Raw genomic sequence first — 24945 nt, 5'->3', positions numbered from 1 at the left:
GGCCCGGATCGTTCGGACCGGGCCGAACGGCGCGGGGTGGGCGGTGACGTCTGCCGGCGCCCGGGAGTCAGTCGTACCGTTCGTAGATCGCCGTCCGGGCCCGGGACGGGTCGAGGCGGTGCAGGACCGCGTCGAGAATCCCGGTCAGCTGGGCGAGCTGCTCGGGAGTGAGCGCGTCGATCACGTTCTCGCGCACCGTGTCGACGTGGCCCGGGGCGGCCTGCTGCACCTTGGCCCAGCCGGCCTCGGTCAGCCGCGCGTTGGTGGCGCGTTTGTCCTCGGGGCAGGGGAACCGCTCGACCAGCCCCCGGCTCTCGAGCCGCTGCACGACGTGTGACAGGCGGGCCAGGGTGGCGGTGGTCAGCTCGGCCAGGGCGGTCATCCGCAGGGTGCGGTGGGGCGCCTCGGAGAGCATGGCCAGCACGAAGTAGTCGAAGTGCGTGATCTGGGCGTCGCGCCGCAACTGCGAGTCGAGGGCGCCGGGCAGCAGTTCGAGCACGGCCGCCAGGCGTACCCAGGCTGCCTTCTGCTCCTTGTCGAGCCATCGCGTGTCCACGGTCACCAGTTTCCCACGACATTAGTTGTTGCTACAACCGCCTCGTTCTGCGATGGTTGTAGCAACAACCAAACGGGTTCTGGAGGGCATCATGGCGAACATCAGCATCCTCGGCACCGGCACCATGGGTCAGGCGATCGGCGGTCTCGTCGCCAAGGGCGGCAGCACGGTTCAGCAGCTCAACACCTCGAGCGCCGGCGAAGCGGTGACCGGCGACATCGTGATCCTGGCCGTCCCGCACAGCGCCCTCGCCGACATCGTCGCCACCCGCGGCGACCAGCTGGCCGGCAAGATCGTCGTCGACCTCACCAACCCGGTCGACTTCGCCACCTTCGACAACCTGACCGTCCCGGCCGACGGCTCCGCCGCCGCCGAGCTGGCCCGGGAGCTGCCGCAGTCCAGGGTCGTCAAGGCCTTCAACACCAACTTCGCGGGCACCCTGGCCACCGGCTCGGTCGGCTCCGAGACCACCGCCGTGCTGATCGCCGGCGACGACGCCGACGCCAAGGCGGCCGTGGCCGAGTTCGTGTCGGCCGCCGGCCTGCGCGCCGTCGACGCCGGCTCCCTCAAGCGGGCGCGCGAGCTCGAGTCGCTCGCCTTCCTCCAGATCAGCCTGGCCGCCGGCGAGAAGCTGTCCTGGAACGGTGGCTTCGCCGCCGTCGCCTGATCCGAGACGCCGAACGGGGCGGTGACCGGTCTTCCGGTCACCGCCCCGGCGCGTCCGGGTGTGTGTCGGGCGATAAGCCCCTGCTCAGAACTATCGCCCGTAACTCCGGCGGCCCTTCCGAGGGCTGGCCTGCTCGGGAGCCGCCAGTTACGGACGACACCTTGGCTACATGCTTAGTACTTCAGCGCGGCGCGACCGCCGACCAGGGGCAACCGGACCGTGCTGCTGGTGGGCCGCACCGACAGCTGCGTGCCGGGCAGCGGCCGCAGCGTGTAGTCGTAGTCGGTCGAGAGCACCACGACACCGATGCGGTGCCCGGCCGCGAAGACGTGCTCCATCGGTTGCATGTCCCAGCGGAGCCGGTAGAACTGGCCGGGCGTCACCGGCGCGGAATGCGTGAGCGACTTGCGGTTCCGCGGGTCGATCCAGCCGCGCGTCACGATCACCGGGTCGGCGCCGGCGGGCCCGTAGTCGACCAGCAACGCGGTGAGGTTGGCCGCCGGGCGATTGTCGATGCTGACGTCGACCGTGACCCGGGGCGTCCCACTGAGGCGGGCCGGAGCGGTCAAGACCGGGGTCTTGTACGCCAGGGAGTGGCCGGCCGGTTCGAGCAGCTGTTCCGCCGGGGCGTTGCGGCCGTTGTCGACGAACGTGTCCCGCCGCGCCGGACCGACGGCCAGCGGCAGCGTGACCGGGGCCGAACCGGGTACCGGCCACGCCGTGCTGGTGCCGGTGACGGCGTAGTCGGCGTCCTCGAAGGTGACCGGCGCCTCGTTCCCAATGCCGCTGTCCACGTCGTAGATGTAGTGGTCGATCCAGCGCCGCATGGCCGGGAAGAACTGCGGCGCACTGGCCGAGCCGTGGTCGCCGTCGTAGAGCCACAGTTTGCGGTCGATGCCGTGACGGCCGAGCGCCTCCCACAGCTGGACGCCCTGCTTGGTCTTCACGTTCCAGTCCCGCAGGCCCTGCACGATGAAGACGCTCGCCTTGATCTTCGACGCCTTCGCCGCGTAGTCGCGGGCGGCCCAGAACGCGGAGTAGTCGCCGGTCGCCCGGTCCTGCTCGCGTTCCAGCTTGTCCATCGCGGCCGCGCAGACCTCCGGGTCCCGGCGCGAGAGGACGATCCGGGCGTGGATGTCGGCGTCCTCGCCCTGCCAGCCGTAGGGCGCGACGACCAGCCCGTTGGCGCGGTATTCGTCGTACCAGCTGGAAACCGCGGACATCGGAATGATGGTCTTCAGGGCGGACGCTCCGGTCACGGCGGCCGCCAGCGGCAGCGTGCCGTTGTACGAGACCCCGTACATCCCGACCTTGCGAGCCGACCAGTCGGCCGCGATCACCTGGCCGGCCGCGTCGTAGGCCCGCCCCGAGCCGCCCAGCCAGTCGATGACCGCGCGCGTCGCCGCCGCCTCGTGCGGCCCGCCCGCGTCGGGGCAGCCGGTCGATCCCGCGGTTCCCAGGCTCTCCATCGAGATCATGGCGTAGCCCCGCCGGACGAAGAACTCCCAGGTGCCCTCCTCGGGGTAGCCCTCGTCCCCGTCGCCCCGAGCCTGCCTTCTCAGCGAGGAAGGATCAACGTCGTGGTACGGCACCTCGGGCCAGTTGTCCCCGAGGTAGGGCGAGGCGATCATGAGCGACCCGACCTTGAGCCCCGCCGTCTCCGTCTCCCCGGGCCGCGTGATCTCCAGCCGTACGCGGTCCCGCACCCCGTCCCCGTCGGTGTCCAGCGGCACCTCGACGAAGACCGCCTCCGTGATCGCCTTGTCGTAGTCGAACACCGGCTGGGTCGCGCCGTCCCGCACCACGATCGTCGCCGCCGGCGGCCCCTCGGCGCTCGCCATGGGCGGCAGCCCCACGACGGCGCTCACCACGATGGCGCCGGCGGCCAGAATGGGATGTCGCATTGATCCTCCACGGAATCGGGACTGTTCCGTAAGGAAGACGCGCCCCGGCCCCGGGTTGTGCATCTCTCCACAGTGAACGCCGTCCGGCCTACTGGCCCAGCGCGGCCTCGGCCGGGGCTCGGCGGGGGCCGACGCGCCAGGCGTAGGTGAGCAGGCCGGCAGCGAGCAGAACGGCGGCTGTCGTTGCTGCGACCTCGCTCTCGGCGGGCTCGACGAGCCAGAACAGCGACTCGCGCCAGCCGGGCGACGACGCGCCGCCGATGATCAGCTGGATGACGGTCCAGCAGATGGGCAGCTGCCACGCCATTCTGGTGCCCAGCAGTGCTGCCCCGAGGCCGATCAGGCCGGTCAGGCCGGCCACGTCGCGGAGCATTTCCTCGGGCGGGCCGAACGACGCGCCGGTGGCGCGGCTGGCGAGCACGGGGACCGCCGCGACGGCGGCGATCGCGAGCAGGTGCAGCGCGCGCCGCGGCGGCCAGAGCAGGGCCGTGCCCGATTCGAGCGAGTCGTCGTCGCCGCCGAGGGTCGAGATCATCGGGGCCAGGGCGGCCAGGATCGTGAAGAGGGCGAGACCTCGGTTGATCTCGGGGACGTCGGAGAACATCGACCAGCCGGCCCAGCTCAGGACGGCCGCGGCCAGGGAGAGCACGATCGCCACCGGCAGGCGTCGCGAGCGGACGTAGAGCCGCAACCAGGTCATCACGAGGACGCCCGGCCGGTCAGGATCGGCAGCAGGTCCTCCTGGCAGGCCAGGGACGCGTCGCGTACCGCGGCCACCCGCCGGATCTGCTCCTTCTCGGGCAGGGCGCGCAGGGCCCGTACGGTCGGGGCCACCTGTTGCTTCAGCTCGGGGTAGTAGCCGAGGCTGTCATCGACGCCGGTCAGCTCCTCCCGGTCCATCAGCCAGGCGCCCACCGCATGGGCAGCGACCAGATCCTGCCCGCCCGGGCAGCCGTTCCACATGGTGCCCGCGCCGAGGACGACGTACTCGGTCAGCGCCGGGCCGAGCTTGCCGCCCTCCAGACCCAGGTCGAAGTTGACCGTGCCGGGCCCGGGGCGGCTGGCGCCGGTGACCGACCAGTCCGAGTCGCCGGGCCGGTAGACCCGGTCGGACCGCCACTCCACGGCCCGGGTCGGAGCGCCGGGCAACTTGGCCAGCAACGTCAGCGCCGCACGCACCTGGGGTGCGGCCTCGTCCAGGAGCTTCGCGTGCGCCGCGGTCACGCAGACCTGCGGGGCGCCTTCGGCACAGACCAGCTTCTGGGCGGCCGTGTCCACGCGGTAGTGGGTGTCGGCTGCCTTGCCGGGGACCACGGCCGCGACCGTTCCGGCCACGCCCAGCAGCACCGCGGCGGCCACCCGGGGCAGCCAGGAGCGCCCGGCGGCGAGCAGGAAACCGGTGCCGATCAGGCCCGCGCCGAGCACCGCGTACCCGAGCAACGCCCGTCCGGTGATCGCCTCCCAGGCATAGCTGGGCGGTTGCGCCAGCATCGACAGGTTCGCCAGGTACGTCGGCTCGCCCGGCGGCCGGAGCTCGGAGAACCCTAACTGCAGCAGCAGGCCCAGCACTGCGACCAGCGGCGGCACCAGTGGCGATGACCAGGCCCGGCCTGCGGCCAGGCCCGTCCAGGCGCCTCCGGCCAGCACCAGCACGCCGGTCAGCGGCCACAACACGGTCACGGCGTTCGTGTACGAGCCGGTCGCGAGAAACCAGATCGCGCCGCCGGCAAAGACGATCAGATGGGCCACGGCGACGGCCACGCCCAGCGCGAGCAGGCCGGGCAGCAGCCGCTGGGCGTTCGGCCGGCCGGTGCTGGCGAACAGCTCGGCGGCCCGGGTGCGCTTCTCGCGGCGGCCCAGCACCGCGCCGCCGGCCAGCGCCAGGGGAAGCAGCAGGAACAGGGCGGACGAATGCATGTACGCGAAGATGTGCCACTCCGCCAACCGGAGGTTGCCGCCGAGGGCGAGGCCCGCGAGGCCGGCCGCGATGAGCAGCGCGGCCAAGGCCGGCGCGTTGGAGCGGCGCAGCTCGATGCCGAAGATGCGTCTCACGAGGCGCTCCGGTGGGAGGTCAGGAACGAGGTGTAGCCGCGCTCGGCCGGGCTGTCGCCGGCGCCGCCGTGCTCGCCGCGCTCGATCAGCTCGGCCGGCAGGCCCTGCCAGACCAGCCGGCCCTCGTTGACGAGCACCACGTTCGAGCAGGCGGCGACCACGTCCTCGACGAGGTGGGTCGAGACCACCACGCAGCTGTCGGCACCCAGTTCGCGCAGCAGCGTGCGGAACTCGACGCGCTGTTCCGGGTCGAGGCCGACGGTCGGCTCGTCGAGCAGCAGCAGATCCGGGTCGTTGACGATGGCCTGGGCGATGCCCACGCGGCGCAGCATGCCGCCGGAGAGCGTCTTGAGCCGCGAGTCGGCGCGGCTGGTGAGCCCGACCCGTTCGACCGCGCGCTGCACCGCGCCCGGGATGGCGGTCTTGGGCATCTCGCGCAGCCAGGCCATGTACTCGACGTATTCGCGCACGGTGAACCGCGGGTAGAACCCGAAGTGCTGCGGCAGATAGCCGAGGCGGCGCCGCAGCGGGCGCAGCACCCGGCCGTTGGTGGCCTCTTCGCCGAGCAGCCGGAGCTGGCCGCCGGACGGGCGGTGGACGGTCGACAACGCCCGCATGAGCGTCGTCTTACCGGCGCCGTTCGGGCCCAGCAGACCGTGCACGCCGTTGCCCAGCCGCAGGTCGAGGTCGTTGACGGCCAGATGCCGCCCGGCCTTGACGCGCAGTCCCGCGGTCTCCACCGGCCAGGCGTAGGTGGTCGGTTTGAGCTCGGTGGCGCTGACCATGCGTACCAAAGCAGGTCTCCTCAGTCGAAGGGGGGATCAGGTCGGTCGAAGGGGGGATCAGAGTGAAGCGACGGATCAGTTGAAGCGGCGGTGATCGCCGGCGCGGAGGACGGCGAGGACGGCGCCGATCAGGGCGGCGGCCGCCCAGACGGGCACGCTCGACGGCCGGACGACCACCGGAAGGTTGGCGGTGAGGACGGCGGGCAGTGCCACGGCCAGCAGCCAGCCGGCGCTGAGCAGCGTCGCCGCGCGGGCCACGCCGATCAGGCCGCCGAGCAGCAGCGTGGCCGCGGTGAAGGCGAGGCTGGGCAGCAGCCAGAGCGCGGGGGACATCTCGAGCAGCCACCCGGCCCAGGCCAGTGGGGGCAGCACGGTGGCGAGGACGACGACCGTACGCCGGAGAAGCAGTTCCAGCCCGGCCCGTGAGGTGCCCACGGTGATCTCCCACGCCGGGTCGCTGCGCCGCGACCAGGCGACGGCCAGGCCCGCCAGCGGGGCCACCGGCGCCAGCAGCAGCACCAGAGACGGCCGCTGGGGGAACTCCCGGTCGAGCAGGAAGGCGGCCAGGACAGCGCTGAACACCAGCGTCAGCCAGGGGACCACCGACCAGACGGCCCACCGGTGGGCGAGGCGGCGCCAGGTGCGTCGCCGGACCGGCTCGGGCCCGGTACGCACCCCCCTGTCGATCATCACCTGCACGTCGTCGAGCAGCGTCAGCAGCGGGGGAGGGGCCAGGCCGGCCATCCTCGCCCGGCAGTCGGCGCAGTTCTCCAGGTGGACCTCGACCGCCCAGACCGCGGCGTCGTCGAGCCCCGGTTCCCCGGCGGTGTAGGCGGCCAGCGAGGCGGCCGGAATGTGCTCGGTCACGACAATGCCTCCCGCAACACGCTGCGGGCGCGGCGCGCCCGGCTCTTGACGGTTCCCTCGGGGACGCCGAGGAGGATCGAGGTCTCCCGTACGGTCAGGCCGTCCAGCACCATGGCGTGCAGGACGTCCCGCAGTTCCGGCGCGAGCCGGGCCAGCGCGACGCCCACCTCGTCGCCGATCGAGCCGGCGAGCGCCTCGTCCTCGGCGGCGGGCACGCTGCGTACGGGAAGCTCCTCGGACGGTGTCTCGGGGTGCCGGGCCCGCTTGCGCATGGCGTCGACGAGCCGGTGGGCGGCCACGGTCCACAGCCAGCCGGCCGCGCTGCCCCCGCCCTGCATGCCGGTGAACGAGCCGGCCGCCCGCCAGACCGCCAAGTACGTGTCCTGCAGAACCTCGGCCACCATGCCGTCGTCCGAGCAGCGGCGGCGCAGGCGGACGGCGAGCCACGGCGACGTCCGCCGGTACAGCTCGTCGAACGCGGCCCGGTCGGCCCGGGCAACCCGCCGCAGCAGTTGCCCGTCGTCCAGCTCGGTCACCTTCACATCAGGACAGACGACGGCGTCACCCGCCACGGATCATCGTCGCGAGTGACGCCGGTCACCATTCACTATCGGGCGTGGTGCGCCGGGGCGGCCTTCATCGCCGGTGACGAATAGACGCTGCCGACACGGAAGCCGTCGAGCCATGCGGTCAGGCGTTCGGCTTCGGCCTCCAGCAACGAGCGGCCTTGCGGCGGCACGTCTTCCAGCAGCCGGAGCCGGACCACGCCGGCGGCGTCCTGCACCCAGCAACCGACCGCGCGGCCGTTGAACCAGGCGGTGGTGCCGGCGTTGCCCCGATTGTCGAAGAGCTGGTCGCGATGGGGGCCCAGGTAGAAATCGCGGCCCTTCCAGCCCATCACGGTCGAGTCGAGCACCGGCAGCAGCGCCGCCCAATCAGGCGGAGCGGGAACCTCGTCGAGGTCGCCGGGCAGCAGCCAGCCGGTCGCGCCGCCGTTCAGCGTGACGGGCACGGCTTCCAGCGATGCCAGGGCCGCGCGCACGACCGCTTTGGTCGAGCCGAGCCACCACACGATGTCGTCCTCGGTGCCCGGCCCGAACGAGTACAGCCACCGCCGTACGAGCTCGCGGTAGCCCTCTTCCGCCGTCATCAGCGGGGGAAGGGACGGGAGCCAGTGGCGCATGAGGGTCCACCGTGGCCGGGAGACGTGCCAGCCCCCGGTGTTCACGCCGCGGACGAGGTCGCCGGTCAGGCCGAGGTGGGTGAGAATACGCCCGGCGGTCCACATCTCGCCCGCGCGGACGGCGACCTTGATGTCGATCAACGACACCGCCCGGCGCAGCTCGAGCGCCGACCGGCCGTCGGGAACCGCTTCCAGAGCCTCGATCACCGCCGTACGGGCCCGATCGAGCCACTCGTGGCCGTCCTCCGCGAAGCCGGCCGTCACGGCGTCCCGGGCCATGCGGGCGCGCTCGGTCGCCGCGACCCGGGCCGACGCGCTCGGCCAGGCGGCGGCCAGCAGCTCGACCGGGAAGACGAAGAGCGTGCGCCGCATGGCCAGCTGCTTCGCCAGCGTACGGCCGACATAGAGCGCCCGGTCGACATCGGCCACCGACAGCGATCGCACCCGCGCCCAGCACGACAGATAGACCGTCGCCGGCTCGGTCGCGTGCAGCGCCGTCATCGCTTCCGTGGCCGCCTCGGGCGAGCCGACCGGGACGGCGAGCGCGTGCCGCAGAGCCAGCCGGGCCCGCCGTTCGTCGTCGGTCACCAGGCGCATCGGGTCATGATCGCACGAGCGGTTTGATCTCCACCGGGATGCCGTTGAGCACGCTGTTGCCCGAGAGCGGGTCGATGACCGACTCGTCGGTGAGCACGTTCGAGTTGACGCCGGGGTGGGCCGCGGCGACCGTCTGGCGGGTGCCCGGCACGTCGTGGCCCCAGCCGTGCGGCAGGCTCACCACGCCCGGCATCACGGTGTCGGTGACCTCGACGCGGGCTGTGAGCGTGCCTACCCGCGAGGTGACCTGCGCGTCGTCGCCGTCGGTGAGGTCGAGCCGGGCGGCGTCGGCCGGGTGGAGCTGCAGCGTGCAGCGGTCGCGACCCTTGACCAGAGCCGGCACGTTGTGCATCCAGCTGTTGTTGGAGCGCAGGTGGCGGCGGCCGATCAGCACCAGGCCGCCGGGTTCCCGGTCGAGCGCCCCGCGCAGCCGTTCGACGTCGGCCGCCAGCGGCTCGGGGCACAGCTCGACCCGGCCGCTGGGCGTGCGCAGCACCTCGGGCAGGCGCGGCTCCAGCGGTCCGAGATCGATGCCGTGCGGGCTGGCCACCAACTGCTCCAGCGTCAGCCCGTACGGCCCGGCGCGCAGCGCGGCATCGAGCAGGCGTTCCGGCTCGGCGGGCGAGGACGGCGCACCGGAGACGATCGCGGTGAGCCGGGCCAGGATGTCGCACTCGTCCATCGCTCCCGGCAGCGGCGGCAGCACCGGTGGGTTGTACGCGGCGAAGTTGCGGACGGCCAGCGCGAGGAACGAGAAGTCGTAGTGCCCCTTGCGGACGGCGTCGGGCGGCGGCAGCACCACGTCGGCGTGCCGCGTCGTCTCGTTCAGATAGGGGTCGACGCTGACCATGAACGACAGACCGGACAGCGCCCGGTCGAGCCGCCCGCTGTTGGGCGTGGAGAGCGCCGGGTTCCCGGCGACGGTAACGAGCGCTCGAACCTGCTCGTCTCCGGGCGTTTCGATCTCGTCGGCCAGGGTGGCGACCGGCAGCTCACCCTTGACCTCGGGCAGTCCGCGGACCCGGCTGTGCCAGCGCCCGACCCGGAAACCCTTGCCGGTGCCCTTGCCTCGCCGGACATGCGGCGCCAGGGGGAACATGACGCCGCCGGGCCGGTCGAGGTTGCCGGTGAGCGCGTTCACGACGTCGACGAGCCAGCTGGTGAGCGTTCCGAACTCGACCGTGCACGTTCCGATCCGGCCGTAGACCGCGGCCCGCGGCGAGGCGGCCAGTTCGTGCGCGAGCGACCGGATTCGATCAGCCGGAACTCCGCAGACCGGGGCGACCACGGACGGGGCGAAGTCCTCGGCCAGCCGGCCCACGGCGGACACCCCCTCGACGTACGGGGAAGGGTTGAGAAGGTTGTCGGCGAAGAGCGTGTGGACGATGCCGAACAGCAGGAAGGCGTCGGTGCCGGGCCGAATGAACAGATGCTCGTTCGCGTGCGCGGCCGTGCGCGTTCTGCGCGGATCGACGACGATGAACCGGCCGGCCCGTTCCTGGATCGCCTTCAACCGTCCCGGGAAGTCGGCCGCCGTGGCGAGGCTGCCGTTGGACTCCCACGGGTTGGCCCCGAGCATCAGCAGCAGGTCGGTGCGGTCGAGATCCGGCACGGGGATGGTGAGCGGACTGCCGAACAGGTAGCCGCAGGAGACGTGCTTCGGCATCTGGTCGACCGTGCTCGCCGAGAACACGTTCCGCGTGCCCAGCGCCTTGACCAGCGGGCTCAGATACAGCCCACCGGCCATTGTGTGCACGTTCGGGTTGCCTAGATAGATCGCGACGGCATGCGGTCCGTACGTCTCCAGGACCGGCCGCAGCCCGGCCGCGACCACGTCGAAGGCCTCGTCCCAGTCCACCTCGACGTGCGTGCCGGCGCGCCGCACGAGCGGGCGTCGCAGCCGGTCCGGGTCGTCGGTTACCTGCCCGAACGTGGCGCCCTTGGGACAGACGAACCCGTGGCTGAACACGTGGTCCCGGTCGCCGCGGGCTGCCACCACCCGCTCGCCGGCGATCGTCAGCTCGAGGCCGCAGGCAGCCTCACAGAACGGACACGTCCGATACGCGGTGCGCGAGTCGGCCACGGTGCCACCACCCTCTCCGGCTGGTTACTCGCGAGTATCGTGCCATGCTCGCTCCGTGCGGGGAACCGTCACTTGTGCAGCCGCAGCCCCTGCATGCCGCCGTCACTTGCGCACGCGCGGCTCTGCACGCCGCTTGTCACTTGCGCACGCGCCTCTGCACGCCGCCGTCACTTGCGCACGGGCAGCTCTGCACGCCGCCGTCACTTGCGCAGGCGGAGCCCCTGCATGCCGCCGTCCACGGCCAGCGCGACACCCGTGGTGGCCGAGGCGCCCGGCCCGGCCAGGTAGGCGATCGCGTCCGCGACCTCGTCCGCCGTCACCAGCCGGCCCGAGGGTTGCCGGGCCGCGAGGGCGGCCCGCTCGGCGTCCGGGTTGTCGGCCTGGTCGAGCAGCCGGCGCACCCACGGGGTGTCCGCGGTGCCCGGGTTCACGCAGTTGACGCGGATGCCCTCGCCCAGGTGGTCGGCCGCCATGGCCAGGGTCAGCGACTGCACCGCACCCTTGGTCGCGCTGTAGAGGGCCCGGCTCGGCAGGCCCGCGGTGGCCGCGACCGAGCACGTGTTGACGATCGCCGCGTGCGACGACTCGCGCAGGTAGGGGAGCGCGGCCCGGCTCACCCGCACCATGCCCTGCACGTTGACGTCGAACACCCGCGCCCACTCGGCGTCGTCGTTGTCCTCGATCGTTCCCTGGGCCCCGATGCCGGCGTTGTTGACCACCACGTCGAGGCCGCCGAACTCGGCCGCGGCCTCGGCGACCGCGGCCCGCACGGAGGCGTCGTCGGTGACGTCGCACCGGATGCCCAGCAGCGGCTCGGGCACCTCGGGGTTCAGGTCGAGCGCCGCGACGCGGTAGCCACGCTGGGCCAGCAGCGTGGCGGTGGCCAGGCCGATGCCCGAGGCGCCGCCGGTGACGACGGCGCGCAGGCCGGTCATCACGGTCCCACCACCTGCTGGCGGGCGTCGCCGAGGTGCTCGATGCCGAGCGTCATGACATCCCCCGCCTTCAGGTAGACCGGCGGTTTCATGCCCAGCCCGACGCCCGGCGGGGTGCCGGTGTTGATCAGGTCGCCCGGCTCGAGCACCAGGAACTGGCTGAGGTAATGCACGATGACGTACGGGTCGAAGATCATCGTCCGGGTGTTGCCGGTCTGCCGGCGCTCGCCGTTGACGTCGAGCCACATGCCGAGGTCGTTGACGTCCGGGATCTCGTCCGGCGTGACCAGCCACGGGCCGGCCGGGTTGAACGTCTCGGCCGACTTGCCCTTGGTCCACTGTCCGCCGCGCTCAGTCTGGAATGCGCGTTCGCTCACGTCGTTGACCAGCACGTAGCCGGCGATGGCGTCCCGCGCCTGGTCGACGGAGTCCAGGTAGGACGTGCGGCGGCCGATGACGATGCCGAGCTCGACCTCCCAGTCCGTCTTGGCCGAGCCGCGCGGGATCCGCACGTCGTCGTTCGGGCCGACCAGCGTGTTGGGCGACTTCGTGAACAGGATCGGCTCGGCCGGCGGGGCCTGCCCGGTCTCGGCGGCGTGGTCGCTGTAGTTGAGGCCGATGCACAGGATCTGGTGGGGCCGCGCGATCGGGGCGCCGATCCGCTGGTCGCCCAGGGTTTGCGTCCGCCCGGCGGCGATCCGCTCGGCGACCGGCCCGGCGATCCGGTCGAGGCCGCCCGAGCCGAAGAACGCCTCGTCGAAGTCCGTCACCAGGTCGGAGACGTCGACGTAGGCGTTCTCGCCGGCGCGGACGGCGGGCTTTTCGGCGCCGGCGGCGCCGATTCGCAGGAGTCGCAAGGGGACTGCTCCGTTCTCAGGGTTTCCAGTACGGCGTACGGAGGCCGGTTGCGCCCACGGCGGCCGTGAACAGGCGTCCCGAGGCCGGGCGCCGGGTCAGCTCGGCCGGGGAGAGGCCCTCGGTGGCGGTCGTGATGACCAGGATGTCGAGGTCCGGTCCGGCGAAGGCGCAGCTGGTCGGGTGGGGCGCGTCGACATCGACGACGGCCAGCAACCGGCCGGACGGGGTGCGGCACTCGACGCGTCCCAGGCCGTGGTTGGCGATCCACAGGTTGCCGATGGCGTCCACACACAGGCCGTCGGGCAGCCCGTCGGTGATCCGGAACAGCTCCCGGCGCTCGCCGTCCGGGTAGTCCCGTCCGTAGATCACTCCGGGGATCGAGTCGACGCTGTAGAGCGTGCCGCCGTCGGGGCTCCAGGCGAGCCCGTTCGAGAGCGTCAGGTCGTCGTCGAGCACGGTCACCGCGTCGCCGTCGAGCCGCACGAGCGTCTGGGTGCCGCTCGAGTCGTCGAGGGCCATGCCCCCGACCAGGAACCGGCCCTGGGGGTCGACCCCGCCGTCGTTGAGGCGGCTCCCGGCCCGGCTGAGGTCGGCCCGGGGCGTACGGGCGCCGTCGAGGCCGATCTCGACGACCTCACCGCGCTGAGCCACCAGCAGCTCGCCCGCGGCCGAGACGGCGACCACGCAGGCCAGATCGTCGAACTCCCAGGTGTCGGTCACGTGGATCCGGCCCGGCTCGACGGAGCCGGCGTGCACCGTGCCGCCCTGGATGTCGACCCAGAGCAGGCGGTTGCGGTCGGGGTCCCAGACGGGGCCTTCGCCGAGGGTGTAAGCCTCCGCGCCGGCCGGCCGGGCGACGAAGCGCGCAGTCATGTTCCGAAGCGTATGCAAAACTTCCGCTCAGAAGAAGGATCTTCCCGCGGGACCGGCGCGGCGTTACGGTCAGATCATGGCTGACCGGCGGAGCGCACAGTGGTACGGCGGGGACGACCGGAACAGCTACATCCATCGAGCCTGGATGAGGCGCGGTTTCCCGGCCGACGCGTTCGACGGCGAGCGCCCGCACATCGCCATCGCCAACACCGCCTCGGATCTCACCCCGTGCAACGCCCACCTCAACGAGGTGGGCCGCAGCGTCGCCGACGGCATCCACCGGGCCGGCGGCATAGCGCTCAACCTGCCGGTGGTCTCCCTGGGCGAGACGCAGGTCAAGCCCACGGCCATGCTGTGGCGGAACATGGCCGCGATGGCGATGGAGGAGATGTTCCGGGCCAACCCGATCGACGGGGTGGTGCTGCTCGGCGGCTGCGACAAGACGATCCCCGCCCTGCTCATGGCCGCGGCCTCGGTCGATCTGCCGGCCGTCGTGATGCCCGGTGGCCCGATGCTGACGGGCACGTTCCGGGGTACGCCGCTGGGCTGCGGCACGGATGTGTGGAAGCTGTCGGAGGAGGTCCGGGCGGGCACGCTGAGCTCGGCCGAGTTCCAGCGCTCGGAGTCCTCGATGATCCGCAGCCGCGGTCACTGCAACACCATGGGCACCGCCTCGACCATGGGCCTGCTGGCCGAGGTGCTGGGCATGACCCTGCCCGGCGTCGCCGGCACGCCGGCCCCGGACAGCCGCCTCCTCGAGGCGGCCCACGCCACCGGTGTGCTGGCCGTCGACCTGGTCGACCAGGAGCGGCGGCCGAGCGCGGTGATGACCCGGGCCTCGTTCCACAACGCGATCGTGGCGCTGGCCGCGCTGGGCGGCTCGACGAACGCCGTGGTGCACCTGCTGGCCATCGCGGGGCGCCTGGGCGTCGAGCTGACCCAGGACGACTTCGACCGGATCGGGGCCGGTGTGCCGCTGCTGGTCGACCTGCAGCCGGCGGGCCGCTTCCTGATGGACGACCTCTATCGGGCCGGTGGGCTGCACGCCGTGCTGGCCGAGGTGCAGGACCTGCTCGACCCCTCGGCGATCACGGTCATCGGGGAGCCCCTGGTGTCGGCGCTGGGCGTAGCCCAGGTGTACGACCGGGAGGTGATCCGCCCCCGGCAGGACCCGCTGCAGATGGAGGCCGGGATCGCGGTGCTCTACGGCAACCTGGCCCCCGACGGCGCCCTGGTCAAGCCGGCCGCGGCCACGCCCGCCCTGCTGCAGCACCGCGGCCCGGCGGTCGTCTTCGACTCGGTGGAGGACCTGCACGCCCGCCTGGACGACCCGTCGCTGGAGGTCACCGCCGACTCGGTCCTGATCCTGCGCGGTTGCGGCCCCAAGGGCTATCCCGGCATGCCCGAGGTCTCCAACATGCCCCTGCCGGCCAAGCTGCTGGCCGAGGGCGTACGCGACATGGTCCGCATCTGCGACGGCCGGATGAGCGGCACGGCGTACGGCACCGTGGTGCTGCACGTGGCGCCCGAGGCGGCCGCCGGCGGACCCCTGGCCAAGGTCCGCACCGGCGACACCATCGTCCTCGACCTCGAGAACCGCCGCCTGGACGTGGACATCCCGGCCGACGAGTGGGCCGCGCGGGAGCCGTCAGCCGAGGCCGCGAAGGCCTACGCGACCCCGACTCGGGGCTGGGAGAAGCTCTACGTCGACACCGTCAACCAGGCCAACACCGGCGCCGACCTCGACTTCCTGCTCGGCTCCAGCGGCGACAAGGTGGCCCGCGAGTCTCACTGACCGGCTACGCTGCCCGCACATCATCGAGGGGACTGGCGTGAGACGGACCGCAGCGGCCCCGGCCGGCGATGCGGGACTGGGCCTACGAGGCCAGCCACGGCCGGTTCCGGCTGCACCGCGACCCGTTCGACTACGAGGCCGCCCTGTCCCGGCTGAGGACACCGCGCCTGATGCTCGGCATCGACCGCGACCACCTGATCAACCCGGGCGCGGTCGCGTTGCTGGCCAAACGAGCCGCCAACGCCGCCCGTCTGCAGGTGCGGGTGGCCGGCAACGCTCCCGTGGACCACTTCCTCGTGGGCCCGCCGCGCCCCGGCCGAGGTGGCCGCGCCCATCGCCCAGTGGCTGACCACCCTCAGCCCCCATTGACTGTAGCCAATTCGCCCGCACCGCTGTGATAATCGTCGGACTTTCAACAGTCCGAAGTGGAGAGATGAATGCGGGTACGGGGACGATGGGCGGTGGCCGCAGTCCTGGCGGCGGCCGTGTCGGGTTGGCCGACGCCGGCTTCGGCCGGGACGTCAGGTACGACGCCGGTCCGGCCGGGTGAGCCCGGGTCGAACGGACGGGCCTGCGCGGCCGGGGCCGATCGGCCGTCCGTACCGACCAGGACGCCGGTCCTGGCGGTTCGGCAGTCCGCCCCGGGCGGCGGGCAGAACCTGACCACCACGTTCGCCTGGTGGCCGATCGACGGTACCTCTGGCGGCGCCGGTCAGGCGAGCCGGTCGGCCGGTAACCCCGCCTTGGTCGCGGTCGAGGTTCCGGAGGGGCTGCTGGCCGACGGAGGGACGTACGCCTGGCGGGCGCGGACCTTCGACGGCACCCGCCACGGTCCCTGGTCGGGCCGGTGCGAGTTCGCCGTGGATGCCACGGCGCCACAACCGCCGGCGGGGGTCACGTCCACGGACTACCCGGCCGACGCGCCGGCCGGTGGCGTGGGGGTGCCAGGACGGTTCGTCATCAGTCCACCCGAGCTCCGGCCGGATGAGGTCGTCGCGTACGCCTGGACCCTGGACAGCGGAGTCGGGCCGGCCGGCGCTGCCACGGTCCCGGCCGACGCGGGCACTCAAGGGGCGACCCTGACGATCGCGCCGAGCCGCGACGGAATTCTCACCCTGCGCGTGTGGTCCAAGGACCGGGCCGGCCTGTTCTCCACGCCGGTCACCTGGACCTTCCGCGTCAAGGCGGCCGGCAACCCTCAGCCCGCGCGGCCGCTCACGCCGACGATCTCGTTCCCGGACGGCAACACCGTGGAACAGGGCGGCACCCTGTCCGTACGGCTGGATGCCGAGGGCGACAAGAGCGTCACGCAGTTCCGCTACAGCGTCGGCGCGCCGACGCTGAACCTGACCGCTGCTCCGAACGAACCAGGTGGGTACGCCGTGGTTCAGGTCCCGGTCGGCAACGTCCCCGGGTCGCGGAGTGTGTACGCGGTGGCCAGTGACGGCGCCATCGACAGCCTGTTGACGGCGGCCGGCATTCAGGTCCGGAACCTCACCCTCCTGAACGGGCGGGTGCTCGACATCACGACATTCCTGCCAGTGCCCGATGCGACGGTCCGGCTGGAGCCGGGGGGCTTCCAGACCACGACCAACGCCGAGGGTGAGTTCTCGTTCCTGACGTCCGAGGTGCCGCCCGGCCTGTACACGGTCATCACCTCGCACGGCGGCTGCTCACGAGAAGAGGGACCGTACGAGGTCGACGGCCAAGGCCTCACCATCGACCTGCTTCTCGTCCCGGATCAATGCGGCCAGGCTACGAACGGATAGGTCGGGACCTCGCTCGCGCGGCGGCCGTGGACTTCGGGGCACCGCGCGAGCGAAGCGGTCAGTCGGTGTCGCGGCCGTACTTGTCGAACGGGACGTTCCAGTCGCCGAGGCCGTTCCAGATCGGCAGCTCGCGCGGGGTGTTCCGGACGTCGACGATGTCGCCGACCAGGAAGGTGTTGTAGACCCACTTGGCGTCGGCCGTGCTGAGGTTGATGCAGCCGTGCGACAAGTTGGCCCGGCCCAGCGATTTGTTCCACGGAGCGGCGTGCAGGTATTCGCCCGAGTAGCTGATCCGGGTGCAGAACTCGATGTTCTCGGAGACGTAGTAGTTCGGGTCCTTCGGGTCGCTGACGCCGTAGCTGGCCGAGCTCATGGTGTGCTTGCGCTTCTTGCCCAGCACGACGTGGGGGCCGCCTGCCGTCCAGTAGCTGATGCGCTCGCCGTTCGCGCCGGTCGTGCCGCCGCCCTTGCCCAGGCTGCTCTTCATCGTGCGGACGAGCTTGCCGTCGATGTAGACCTTCGTCATGTGGGTCCGGTTGTCGCTGATCGCGATCAGCTGCCGGCCGATCCGGAAGTTCGTCGAGACGTTCTTGGCGCCGTAGGTCGTCTTGCCGAGCTTGACGCCGAACATGTTGACGGTCACGTCGACCTTCGTGCCGGCGGTCCAGTACTTCGCCGGCCGCCAGTGCACGGTCCGGTCGTCCCGCCAGTAGAACTTGCCCGGCACCGCGGGCGAGGTCTTGATCTCGATGGCCTTCTCGGCCGCGTTCTTGTTGACGGCGCGGCTGAAACGGACGATCACCGGCTGCCCGGCGCCGTACGTCCGGCCCTCCTTGAGGATGAGCATGGCGTTGGCCTGGAAGGTGACCGTGGCCGTCTTCGCCGGCTTGAGCGTGGTGAAGGTGGTGTCCTCAGTGGTCTTCACGCCCGCGCTGTCGGTGGCCGTGACGGTCACCGTGTACTTCCGGCCGTACGCGAGGTCCCCGGTCGAACGCCAGGTGCCGTCGTCCTGCATCGCGCCGGCGACCTTCGCCTTGCCCGCCGTGACGACGACCGACTCCAGCTTGCCGCCCGCCGCGCTGACGACGACCGGCTTGACCGGCGACACCCCGATGTCCCCGCTCGCCGGCGTGACGCTCAGCTTGACCGGCGCGACCACCGTGTCAGCCGCCGTGCCGACCCACGAGGCGGCCGCTTCGCCACCCTTGCCGCCCGTGGAGCACCCGGCCCCGGTGGCGGCCGCAGCCGCGCCGATGGCACCAATGATCACCTTGCGTCGCTGAATCATGACTCTCGCATTCCAGGATGCCCACCGCGCCGTCCATGGCCCAGTAGAAGAGACGCGAGCGGGCCCTGAAACGTTGCACGGTTTCGAAGGGAGATCATCGTGACAGATCCGCGTCCCGGTCGATACCCCGTCCGACTTGTCCCCGCCGGCGGCGCCTCCGCGGAGAGCACTTCTTCCCCGCGGAGGCGCCTGCGGCACCGGAGGAGGGTCAGTCGGGCGGCTCGGGGGCCTCGTCGGTCTCACCCTCGTTGAGGTTGGCCCGGTGCTTGTTGATGCCCTTGTTGCTGCTGCCGTCGGACGGTGTGTCGGCCGAGGGCGGCTTGTCGGTGGGGAACGGGTCGGTCTCGGGGGAGCCGGTGATGTGCTGCTCGGTGCCGGCTCCGACGTTCGATGGCTCAGTCATGCACAGCGACTACCCGATGCCGGCGGCCCGGAACTTTCACGTGCGATCCGGCCCGGACTTCGGCAGACTGCGGGCCATGGCTGACGGGGAAGTTGTGCCCAGCGATGTCGTGGCGTATCACGCGGCCTTGGCCGGGAAGACGCGTTCGGCGTACGGGAAGATGTTCACCCTCACCGACGAGCAGCGCCGGCAGGCCGAAGCGGCCGTCACCGAACCCGGTCTCCTCCAGTCCTGGCTGTCGTGATGCGCGTCGGCGTCTGCCAGACACCGGAGATCCTCGGCGATGTCGAGGCCGCGCTCGCCGTCGTCACGGACTTCGCCGAGCAGGCCGACGGTGTGGACCTGCTGGTCTTCCCGGAGTGCTTCCTGCAGGGCTATTCGGTGACGCCCGAACACGTGCGCGAGTTCGCGCGACCGGCCGACCTGCGGCTGGCGATGCGCCCGGCCGTCGTGCTCGGCATGATCGAGCGGAAGGACGACCGCTACTACAACACGGCGGCGGTTCTGCGGGACGGGCGTACGGTGGGCGCGTACCGGAAAACGTTCCTGACGCGCGCCGAGCAGGTCTTCACCGCGGGCGGCGACTACCCGGTCTTCGACTGCGCGGGCGTGCGGTTCGGCATCAACATCTGCTTCGACGCCCAGTACCCGCACGCCGCCGCGGCCGTGCGAAGGCAGAACGCCCAGTTGCTGGTGTTGCCCGCGCAGAACATGATGCGGCGGGACAAGGCCCCGTTGTGGCAGCACCGCCACAACGAGCTGCGCCGCGAGCGCGTGCGAGAGACGGGGATGTGGCTGGCCTCGGCCGACGTGACGGGCTCGCGCGGCGACTCGCACGTGGGGCTGGGCCCGACCTGCGTGATCAGCCCGACCGGCGAGATTGTGGCGGCGGTGCCGGCCGGAACGGTGGGCATGGCAGTCGCCACGATCTCGTAAGACAGGTCTGGGGCGAGGGGGCGCTGGGTGCCCTGAGGGACTGGGTCTTATGGGGTCGCCGGGCCACATGGGTGGCTGGCCATGGTGAGGTGGCCGGGTGTTGTGAGGTGGCCGGCCGGGTGGGTGGCCGTGTCTGTGAGGTGGCCGGCTCTTGCGATGTGGCCGGGCGTGGTGAGGTCGCCGGGATTCAGGACGTGGCTCGGGCCGCCGGGTCGCCGACGAGGGTGAGCGCGGCCTGGCGCAGTGCGTCGCTCCGCGCGTACACCGAAGCGCCCGGGCCCGGCTGCAGGCGCCCGTCGACGCTGCTGAAGCTGCCGCCCGCCTCCCGCACGATCAGCGAGGTGGCCGCGAAGTCCCAGATCTGGCCGCCGGTCTGGACGGCCAGGTCGAGGTCGCCGCGCGCCACCATCAGGGCGGGATGGATGGGCCAGGGGAGGGCCGGCGTGACCTCTTTGAGCGGGGCGACCAGCTCACGCCCCCAGTCCTCCGGCACCACTCCGAGGCGGCTGCCCGCCACCGAGTCGGCGCCCGTCGAGACATGCACCGGGGTCTCGGCGACGACGCGCCCGCCGACCACGCGACCCTCGAACGCCCCGCCACCGCGAGTGGCCCACCACAGGCTGCCCTGCGCCGGATGCGCCGCCACAGCCGCGACGATCGCGCCGTCCTCCTCGAGGCCGATCAGCACCAGCCAGCGGTTGTCGCCGGCCACGAACAGGGCGGTGCCGTCGATCGGGTCGATGATCCAGCGCCGTCCGGACGCGCCGGTCTGCCCCTCTTCCTCACCCAGAACGGCGTCCCCCGGCCGCGCGGCGGCCAGCACCTCGCGAACAGCCGACTCGACAGCCCGGTCAGCCGCGGTCACCACCGAACCGTCCGCCTTGACCTCACGCGGCAGTTCGGCCAGCGCCTCGAAGTGCGGCAGCGCCACCGCGGCCCCGGTCAGTGCGGCCCGCTGCGCAAGCTGAAGATCCGTCTCCACGGTGCCCATCCTGCCTCCGATCGCCCGCTGTCCAAGGCGGCTCGCGGGCCTTGTCACCCACCTCACTCCACCGGGTTGAACATCGGACCAACCACCGATGACGACATCCACTCACCGGCGCTACAGCCGGTCCGGCCCCGATCGAAGCGGACGGGCTTCACGTCAAGCTCACAGGTCATCCAGCCCGAGGCTGATGTGGGCGCACTGACGTCGAGGTCGCAGGTCGTCCGGCCCGAGGGCGAGTAGGCGGGTTTGCGAGCCATGGTCAGGGGCCGTTCGGCCGGGGTGAGGTGCCGGGGTTGCGTGCCGTCGTGGTGGGCCGTTCGGCCGGGGGTGAGGCGGGCGCGGCGCTTGCCGTGGTCGCGGGCCGAAGCGCCCAGATCGGCGCGGATCGGCTACGTGGCGAGGTCGCGCGCCATCCAGCCCGCGGCGTCGAACCGGACGGGTTGCTCGCCGACCAGCGCGGCCAGCTCGTCTTCGAGAGCCTCCAGGCGCTCGTGGCCGATCTGCTCGGCCCAGCGCCGGCGCCGGGCGTCAAGGATGGCCTCGCCCTTGTGCAGCGCATCGAACCCGAGCGCGGTGACCTGCAGGCGCTTGCGGCGGGCGTCGCGCGGGTCGGGCCCGCTCATGACGTAACCCCGCTCCTGCAGGACGGCGATGGTGCGCGCCGCCGACTGTTTGGTGATCGAGAGGCTGCGGCCCAGCTCGGAGGCGCTCTCGGCGCCGTTCGCGATCGCGCGCAGGGCGAAATCGTGCACGGGACGCACATTGTCGTGGCCCAGCTCGGCCAGCCCGGTGATCGCCTCGTCGACCAGCACGCGGAAGCCCGCCAGCAGCAGCAGGGCCAGATCGGGCCCGGATCGGTTCATGCGACGAGCCTAGACAAACGACAGCCAGACTGTCTATATTTCGACAGCATGACTGTCGAACATCACCACGCCGACCTGAACGGCACCACGCTGCACTACGTCTCGGCCGGCGCCGAAGGTGAGCCGATCCTGCTCGTCCACGGCTTCCCCGAGACCTGGTACGCCTTCCACAAGCTCATCCCGCTGCTGGCCACCAGCCACCACGTCTACGCGGTCGACCTGCGGGGCTTCGGCGATTCGGCGCCGGCCGCCGCCGACCACGACAGCGCCACCGCCGCCGCCGACCTGCACCATCTGATCGCTCACCTCGGCGTCGGCCCCGTCCACCTGACCGGCCAGGACATCGCCGGCGCCACCGTCCTCCGCCTGGCGGCCACCCACCCGGAAGACGTCCGCAGCCTCACCGCCATCGAGATGGGCCTGCCCGGCTACGGCCTCGAAGCCCTGGCCGACGTCACCCACGGCGGCGCCTGGCACATCGGCGTGCTGGCCGCCCCCGGCATCCCGGAGCTGCTGCTGACCGGCCGCGAACGCGAATTTCTGGCCTCGTACGCCTTCCCCTCGATGACCGCCACGCCCGGAGCGATCACCGACGCCGACCTCGACGAGTTCGCCCGCACCTATGCGCGCCCCGGCGGCTGGCGCGGGGCGGCCGGCCTCTACCGCTCGATGCTCCGCGAGGGCGACGAGATCAAGCAGCTCCCACCCCTGCAGGCCCCCGTCCTGGCCGTCGGCGCCGGCGGTGGCCCCTTTACCGCCGGCACGATGTCGCAGGCCACCAGCGCTCCCATCCGCTCGGTCCAGTTGGACGGCGTAGGCCACTACGCAGCCATGGAGGCGCCGGGCGAACTCGCGAAAGCACTCCTCGACTTCATCGCGCAGTAGGAAACCGGCCTGGTCCGAACGGCCTGGTCCGAACGGCCTGGTCCGAACGGCCTGGTCCGAACGGCCTGGTCCGAACGGCCCGGTCCGAACGGCCCGGTCCGACCTGGCAGGCCCAGCGCAGCCCAGTCCCGAACGGTCATATCCAGACGAACCGGCCCCGGGCCTGGTTCAGCCGGCCTGGTCCCATCGTCCGGTCCGAAGAGCGGCCTGGGCAGCCGGCGAACAGGGTCCAACGAGGAGGCCGCCGGCTACCTGGCTATCACCACCGGGCAGGAAGAGCGGCGAAGCAGCCGGCTGCCGATCGAGCCCAGCATCAGCCCCTCATAGCCGTGCGTGCGCGGACCGACCACGACCATGCGAGCCGCACGGGAGCGCTGCACCAGCACCCGGTCGGCCCGCCCGTCGACGAACTCGCGGCTGGCCCGGACGCCGGGATACTTCTCGCGCCACGGATCGAGGTCGGCGTCCAGATCCGCCCCCAGCGGGTCCTCACCCCGCCGCCGCTCGCCGGCGGTCACCGCCTGCAGGTCGGTGTGATGCAGCGACGCCTCTTCAAAGGCCCGGCTCATGACGGCCGACGAGGAGCCGTCAACCCCGGCGACGACCGGCCCGGCCTCCGGGTCGTGGTGCCCGCGCACAACAACCACGCAACAACGGGCCTGGGTCGCGACCTGGCTGCTGACCGAGCCGAACGGCAACACCGGCAGCCCGCCCTCGTGCCGGCTGCCGACGACCACCATGGCCGCCTCCTCGGCCGCGTGGACCAGCATGGGCACGGCGTAGCCGGGCAGGGCCAGGCAGCGCACCTCGATGCCGGGGGCGGCCGCGTGGGCCTGGGCGACCGCGCGGCGCAGGTTCTCGGCCGCGTGTTCCTCGGCCGTGCGGGTCGAGGACCGGCCGGGTGTGGATCGTTCGCGGTAATAGGCTGCCAGCACACGGAGCTCGGCTCCGCGGCGTGCCGCCTCGGCGGCGGCCCAGCCGACTGCCGCGACGGCGTGGTCCGAGCCGTCCACGCCTACCACGATCCGGGATTTGATCATGCCCGCCTCCTCGTCACAGGCGGTCGCGGGGGACCGGCGGCTCACTCCCAGAGTCGTCCTGCCGGGGCGCGGTTGACAAGGGGTGAGACAGGGTGCGTCGAAAGGGGGAACGAGGACAGATCGTCCGTCCGGACACCTCTGCTGTCCGGCCTCCGGATGCGGATGGTCGTCGATGTCGGCAGACTAGCCCGAATGGACGGACCGATCTCCGCCGGCGCGGACCTCGCGGGCCGGGTGCTGGGCGGCCGGTACGAGTTGCTGGCCCCGATCGGCACGGGCGGCATGGCAGTCGTGTGGCAGGCCCGCGACGACGTGCTGGCCCGGATCGTCGCGGTCAAGATCGTGGCGACGGAGCCCGGCGATCACCGCATCCGCCGGGAGGCCCGGGCCGCGGCCGCGCTGTCCCACCCCAACATCGCCCAGGTCCACGACTACGGTGAGTTCCGCACGGCCGGGGGCATTTGTTCGTACGTGGTGATGGAACTCGTCGAGGGCGGCACTCTCGCCGAGCGGCTGGCGTCCGGGCCGCTCACCCCGCGACCCGCGATGCGGGTGTGCGCCGAGATCGCGGGCGCGCTGGCCGCGGCCCACGCCGCCGGTCTGGTCCACCGCGACATCAAGCCCGCCAATGTCATGCTCGGCGCCACCGGCGCCAAGGTGGTCGACTTCGGCATCGCCGCCGTCACCGCGCCCAGCGGCACCGGCGAGCTCGACCCCGAGGTGCTCGGCACCCCCGCCTACCTGGCTCCGGAGCGGCTGATGGACGACGCCGTGGAACCGGCGTCGGATGTCTACGCGCTGGGCGTGGTCCTGTACCGGCTGCTGTCCGGGCACTCGCCGTGGACCACCGAGAACACCACGCAGATGCTGAGCAACCACATCTACGTCGAGCCCGCTCCGCTGCCGCCCGTTCCCGGCGTCCCCGACTTCGTCACCGACCTGTGCGAACGCTGCCTGCGCAAGGATCCGGCCCAGCGGCCGAGCGCCCGTGAGGCCGCGATCCTGCTCGGCCTGGGCGCCGATGCCGCTCCACCGGCCGAGCCGCAGCGCCGCCCTCGCTGGGGGCTGGTCGTGGCCTCCGCAGCAGCCGTCATCGCCGCCGGAGCGACGGGGTGGCTGCTGCTTCCCGGCGATGCCGAGGCGCCGGCGGCGCTGGACACGTCGTCCAAGCCGCGGACGAGGCCAGCCGGACCGGCGGCCTCCTCGGTGTCCGCCTCGGCGCAGCCGTCCCGTCCGGCCGCTGTCAGCCGCCGGACGACGCAGTCCGCGGCAGCACCGGGAGTAACGGCGGTCCGCACGACACCGGCGGCTCCGTCCACGTCCACGGCCACCACCACAGCCGCGCCCGGGGGCCCGGTGGTGGCGCCGACCACACCGGCCAGTCCGCCCGCGACAGTGGCGCCCGAGCCGGTGACGAGATCGTTCTCGTCCACCGCCGGAACGATCGACGCGACCTGCCCGTCGCCGCGGACAGCCGAGATCGTCTCCTACGAGCCGCGCAAGCCGTTCAAGGTGGAGTCCGCCTCCGCCGTGGCCGTCAGCTTCAAACACGGCAAGGAGACGGTCACGATGACCGTGACCTGCGAGGCCGGGGAGCCGGCCCTGTCGACCACCTGAG

At 72.0% G+C, this 24945-nt stretch carries 25 protein-coding genes; 8 read left to right on the top strand and 17 right to left on the bottom strand.

Annotation, left to right across the window (positions count from 1 at the left end; all coding sequences use genetic code 11):
• Positions 1-67 precede the first annotated feature (67 nt).
• A complete protein-coding gene (locus LXN57_RS00415; RefSeq protein ID WP_251796047.1) occupies positions 68-556 on the bottom strand; it encodes a MarR family winged helix-turn-helix transcriptional regulator in 489 nt (162 codons plus the stop codon).
• A gap of 91 nt (positions 557-647) precedes the next feature.
• Here LXN57_RS00415 and LXN57_RS00410 point away from each other — a divergent pair, with 91 nt between their 5' ends.
• Positions 648-1223 carry an NADPH-dependent F420 reductase gene (locus tag LXN57_RS00410; protein ID WP_251796046.1) on the top strand — a complete coding sequence of 192 codons (576 nt, stop codon included), beginning with the start codon at positions 648-650 and terminating at the stop codon, positions 1221-1223.
• Between the two features lie 173 nt (positions 1224-1396).
• Here the strand turns inward: LXN57_RS00410 and LXN57_RS00405 are convergent, their stop codons facing one another.
• From LXN57_RS00405 to LXN57_RS00355, 11 genes are all read right to left on the bottom strand, one after another.
• Positions 1397-3127, bottom strand: a complete 1731-nt coding sequence (locus tag LXN57_RS00405; protein ID WP_251796045.1) for a CocE/NonD family hydrolase — start codon at positions 3125-3127, stop codon at positions 1397-1399.
• A gap of 88 nt (positions 3128-3215) precedes the next feature.
• Positions 3216-3827, bottom strand: a complete 612-nt coding sequence (locus LXN57_RS00400; RefSeq protein WP_251796044.1) for a hypothetical protein — start codon at positions 3825-3827, stop codon at positions 3216-3218.
• Positions 3827-5179, bottom strand: coding sequence for a hypothetical protein (locus LXN57_RS00395; RefSeq protein WP_251796043.1), 1353 nt, complete (start codon positions 5177-5179; stop codon positions 3827-3829). Before LXN57_RS00395 ends, LXN57_RS00400 begins: the two co-directional genes overlap by 1 nt.
• Complete coding sequence (locus LXN57_RS00390) at positions 5176-5964, bottom strand: ABC transporter ATP-binding protein (RefSeq protein WP_438872814.1); 789 nt, start codon at positions 5962-5964, stop codon at positions 5176-5178. Before LXN57_RS00390 ends, LXN57_RS00395 begins: the two co-directional genes overlap by 4 nt.
• A 75-nt stretch (positions 5965-6039) precedes the next feature.
• Positions 6040-6831: a zf-HC2 domain-containing protein gene (locus LXN57_RS00385; protein WP_251796041.1), complete on the bottom strand. Its 792-nt coding sequence runs from the start codon at positions 6829-6831 to the stop codon at positions 6040-6042.
• Positions 6828-7373, bottom strand: coding sequence for an RNA polymerase sigma factor (locus tag LXN57_RS00380; RefSeq protein ID WP_251796099.1), 546 nt, complete (start codon positions 7371-7373; stop codon positions 6828-6830). Before LXN57_RS00380 ends, LXN57_RS00385 begins: the two co-directional genes overlap by 4 nt.
• A gap of 65 nt (positions 7374-7438) precedes the next feature.
• Positions 7439-8611, bottom strand: a complete 1173-nt coding sequence (locus LXN57_RS00375; RefSeq protein WP_251796040.1) for a winged helix DNA-binding domain-containing protein — start codon at positions 8609-8611, stop codon at positions 7439-7441.
• A gap of 4 nt (positions 8612-8615) precedes the next feature.
• Positions 8616-10694, bottom strand: a complete 2079-nt coding sequence (locus LXN57_RS00370; protein ID WP_251796039.1) for a molybdopterin oxidoreductase family protein — start codon at positions 10692-10694, stop codon at positions 8616-8618.
• Positions 10695-10894: 200 nt separating this feature from the next.
• Entirely contained in the window at positions 10895-11629 is a 735-nt protein-coding gene (locus tag LXN57_RS00365; protein WP_251796038.1) for an SDR family NAD(P)-dependent oxidoreductase, read from the bottom strand.
• Positions 11629-12486 carry a fumarylacetoacetate hydrolase family protein gene (locus tag LXN57_RS00360; RefSeq protein ID WP_251796037.1) on the bottom strand — a complete coding sequence of 286 codons (858 nt, stop codon included), beginning with the start codon at positions 12484-12486 and terminating at the stop codon, positions 11629-11631. Before LXN57_RS00360 ends, LXN57_RS00365 begins: the two co-directional genes overlap by 1 nt.
• Before the next feature lie 16 nt (positions 12487-12502).
• Positions 12503-13360, bottom strand: a complete 858-nt coding sequence (locus LXN57_RS00355; protein ID WP_251796036.1) for an SMP-30/gluconolactonase/LRE family protein — start codon at positions 13358-13360, stop codon at positions 12503-12505.
• Between the two features lie 76 nt (positions 13361-13436).
• On the opposite strand from LXN57_RS00355, the gene LXN57_RS00350 reads away from it, so the two are divergent.
• From LXN57_RS00350 to LXN57_RS00340, 3 genes are all read left to right on the top strand, one after another.
• A complete protein-coding gene (locus LXN57_RS00350; protein ID WP_251796035.1) occupies positions 13437-15155 on the top strand; it encodes a dihydroxy-acid dehydratase in 1719 nt (572 codons plus the stop codon).
• Between the two features lie 68 nt (positions 15156-15223).
• On the top strand, positions 15224-15553 hold the full coding sequence (locus LXN57_RS00345) for a hypothetical protein (RefSeq protein ID WP_251796034.1): 330 nt from the start codon (positions 15224-15226) through the stop codon (positions 15551-15553).
• Between the two features lie 39 nt (positions 15554-15592).
• Positions 15593-16924: a peptidase associated/transthyretin-like domain-containing protein gene (locus tag LXN57_RS00340; RefSeq protein ID WP_251796033.1), complete on the top strand. Its 1332-nt coding sequence runs from the start codon at positions 15593-15595 to the stop codon at positions 16922-16924.
• A 58-nt stretch (positions 16925-16982) separates the two neighbouring features.
• On the opposite strand, the gene LXN57_RS00335 is transcribed toward LXN57_RS00340, so the two are convergent.
• Together LXN57_RS00335 and LXN57_RS00330 are read right to left on the bottom strand one after the other, a co-directional pair.
• Complete coding sequence (locus tag LXN57_RS00335; RefSeq protein WP_251796032.1) at positions 16983-18212, bottom strand: L,D-transpeptidase; 1230 nt, start codon at positions 18210-18212, stop codon at positions 16983-16985.
• A 208-nt stretch (positions 18213-18420) separates the two neighbouring features.
• Entirely contained in the window at positions 18421-18615 is a 195-nt protein-coding gene (locus LXN57_RS00330; protein ID WP_251796031.1) for a hypothetical protein, read from the bottom strand.
• A gap of 76 nt (positions 18616-18691) precedes the next feature.
• Here LXN57_RS00330 and LXN57_RS00325 point away from each other — a divergent pair, with 76 nt between their 5' ends.
• Positions 18692-18859, top strand: coding sequence for a hypothetical protein (locus LXN57_RS00325; RefSeq protein WP_251796030.1), 168 nt, complete (start codon positions 18692-18694; stop codon positions 18857-18859).
• On the top strand, positions 18859-19551 hold the full coding sequence (locus tag LXN57_RS00320) for a carbon-nitrogen hydrolase family protein (RefSeq protein WP_251796029.1): 693 nt from the start codon (positions 18859-18861) through the stop codon (positions 19549-19551). The genes LXN57_RS00325 and LXN57_RS00320 overlap by 1 nt, the downstream gene beginning before the upstream one ends.
• 187 nt (positions 19552-19738) lie before the next feature.
• Here LXN57_RS00320 and LXN57_RS00315 read toward each other — a convergent pair whose 3' ends face one another.
• Together LXN57_RS00315 and LXN57_RS00310 are read right to left on the bottom strand one after the other, a co-directional pair.
• Complete coding sequence (locus tag LXN57_RS00315) at positions 19739-20542, bottom strand: inositol monophosphatase family protein (protein WP_251796028.1); 804 nt, start codon at positions 20540-20542, stop codon at positions 19739-19741.
• A gap of 386 nt (positions 20543-20928) precedes the next feature.
• Positions 20929-21402, bottom strand: a complete 474-nt coding sequence (locus LXN57_RS00310; RefSeq protein WP_251796027.1) for a MarR family winged helix-turn-helix transcriptional regulator — start codon at positions 21400-21402, stop codon at positions 20929-20931.
• 48 nt (positions 21403-21450) lie between these two features.
• Here LXN57_RS00310 and LXN57_RS00305 point away from each other — a divergent pair, with 48 nt between their 5' ends.
• Positions 21451-22287: an alpha/beta fold hydrolase gene (locus LXN57_RS00305; RefSeq protein WP_251796026.1), complete on the top strand. Its 837-nt coding sequence runs from the start codon at positions 21451-21453 to the stop codon at positions 22285-22287.
• A gap of 248 nt (positions 22288-22535) precedes the next feature.
• Here the strand turns inward: LXN57_RS00305 and LXN57_RS00300 are convergent, their stop codons facing one another.
• Positions 22536-23327: a universal stress protein gene (locus LXN57_RS00300; protein WP_251796025.1), complete on the bottom strand. Its 792-nt coding sequence runs from the start codon at positions 23325-23327 to the stop codon at positions 22536-22538.
• A gap of 192 nt (positions 23328-23519) precedes the next feature.
• Here LXN57_RS00300 and LXN57_RS00295 point away from each other — a divergent pair, with 192 nt between their 5' ends.
• Positions 23520-24944: a serine/threonine-protein kinase gene (locus LXN57_RS00295; RefSeq protein WP_251796024.1), complete on the top strand. Its 1425-nt coding sequence runs from the start codon at positions 23520-23522 to the stop codon at positions 24942-24944.
• Position 24945: the final 1 nt, after the last annotated feature.

This window comes from Paractinoplanes hotanensis, from assembly GCF_023717965.1.
Lineage (GTDB): Bacteria > Actinomycetota > Actinomycetes > Mycobacteriales > Micromonosporaceae > Actinoplanes > Actinoplanes polyasparticus.
This window is presented reverse-complemented; position numbering and strand designations above follow the sequence as displayed.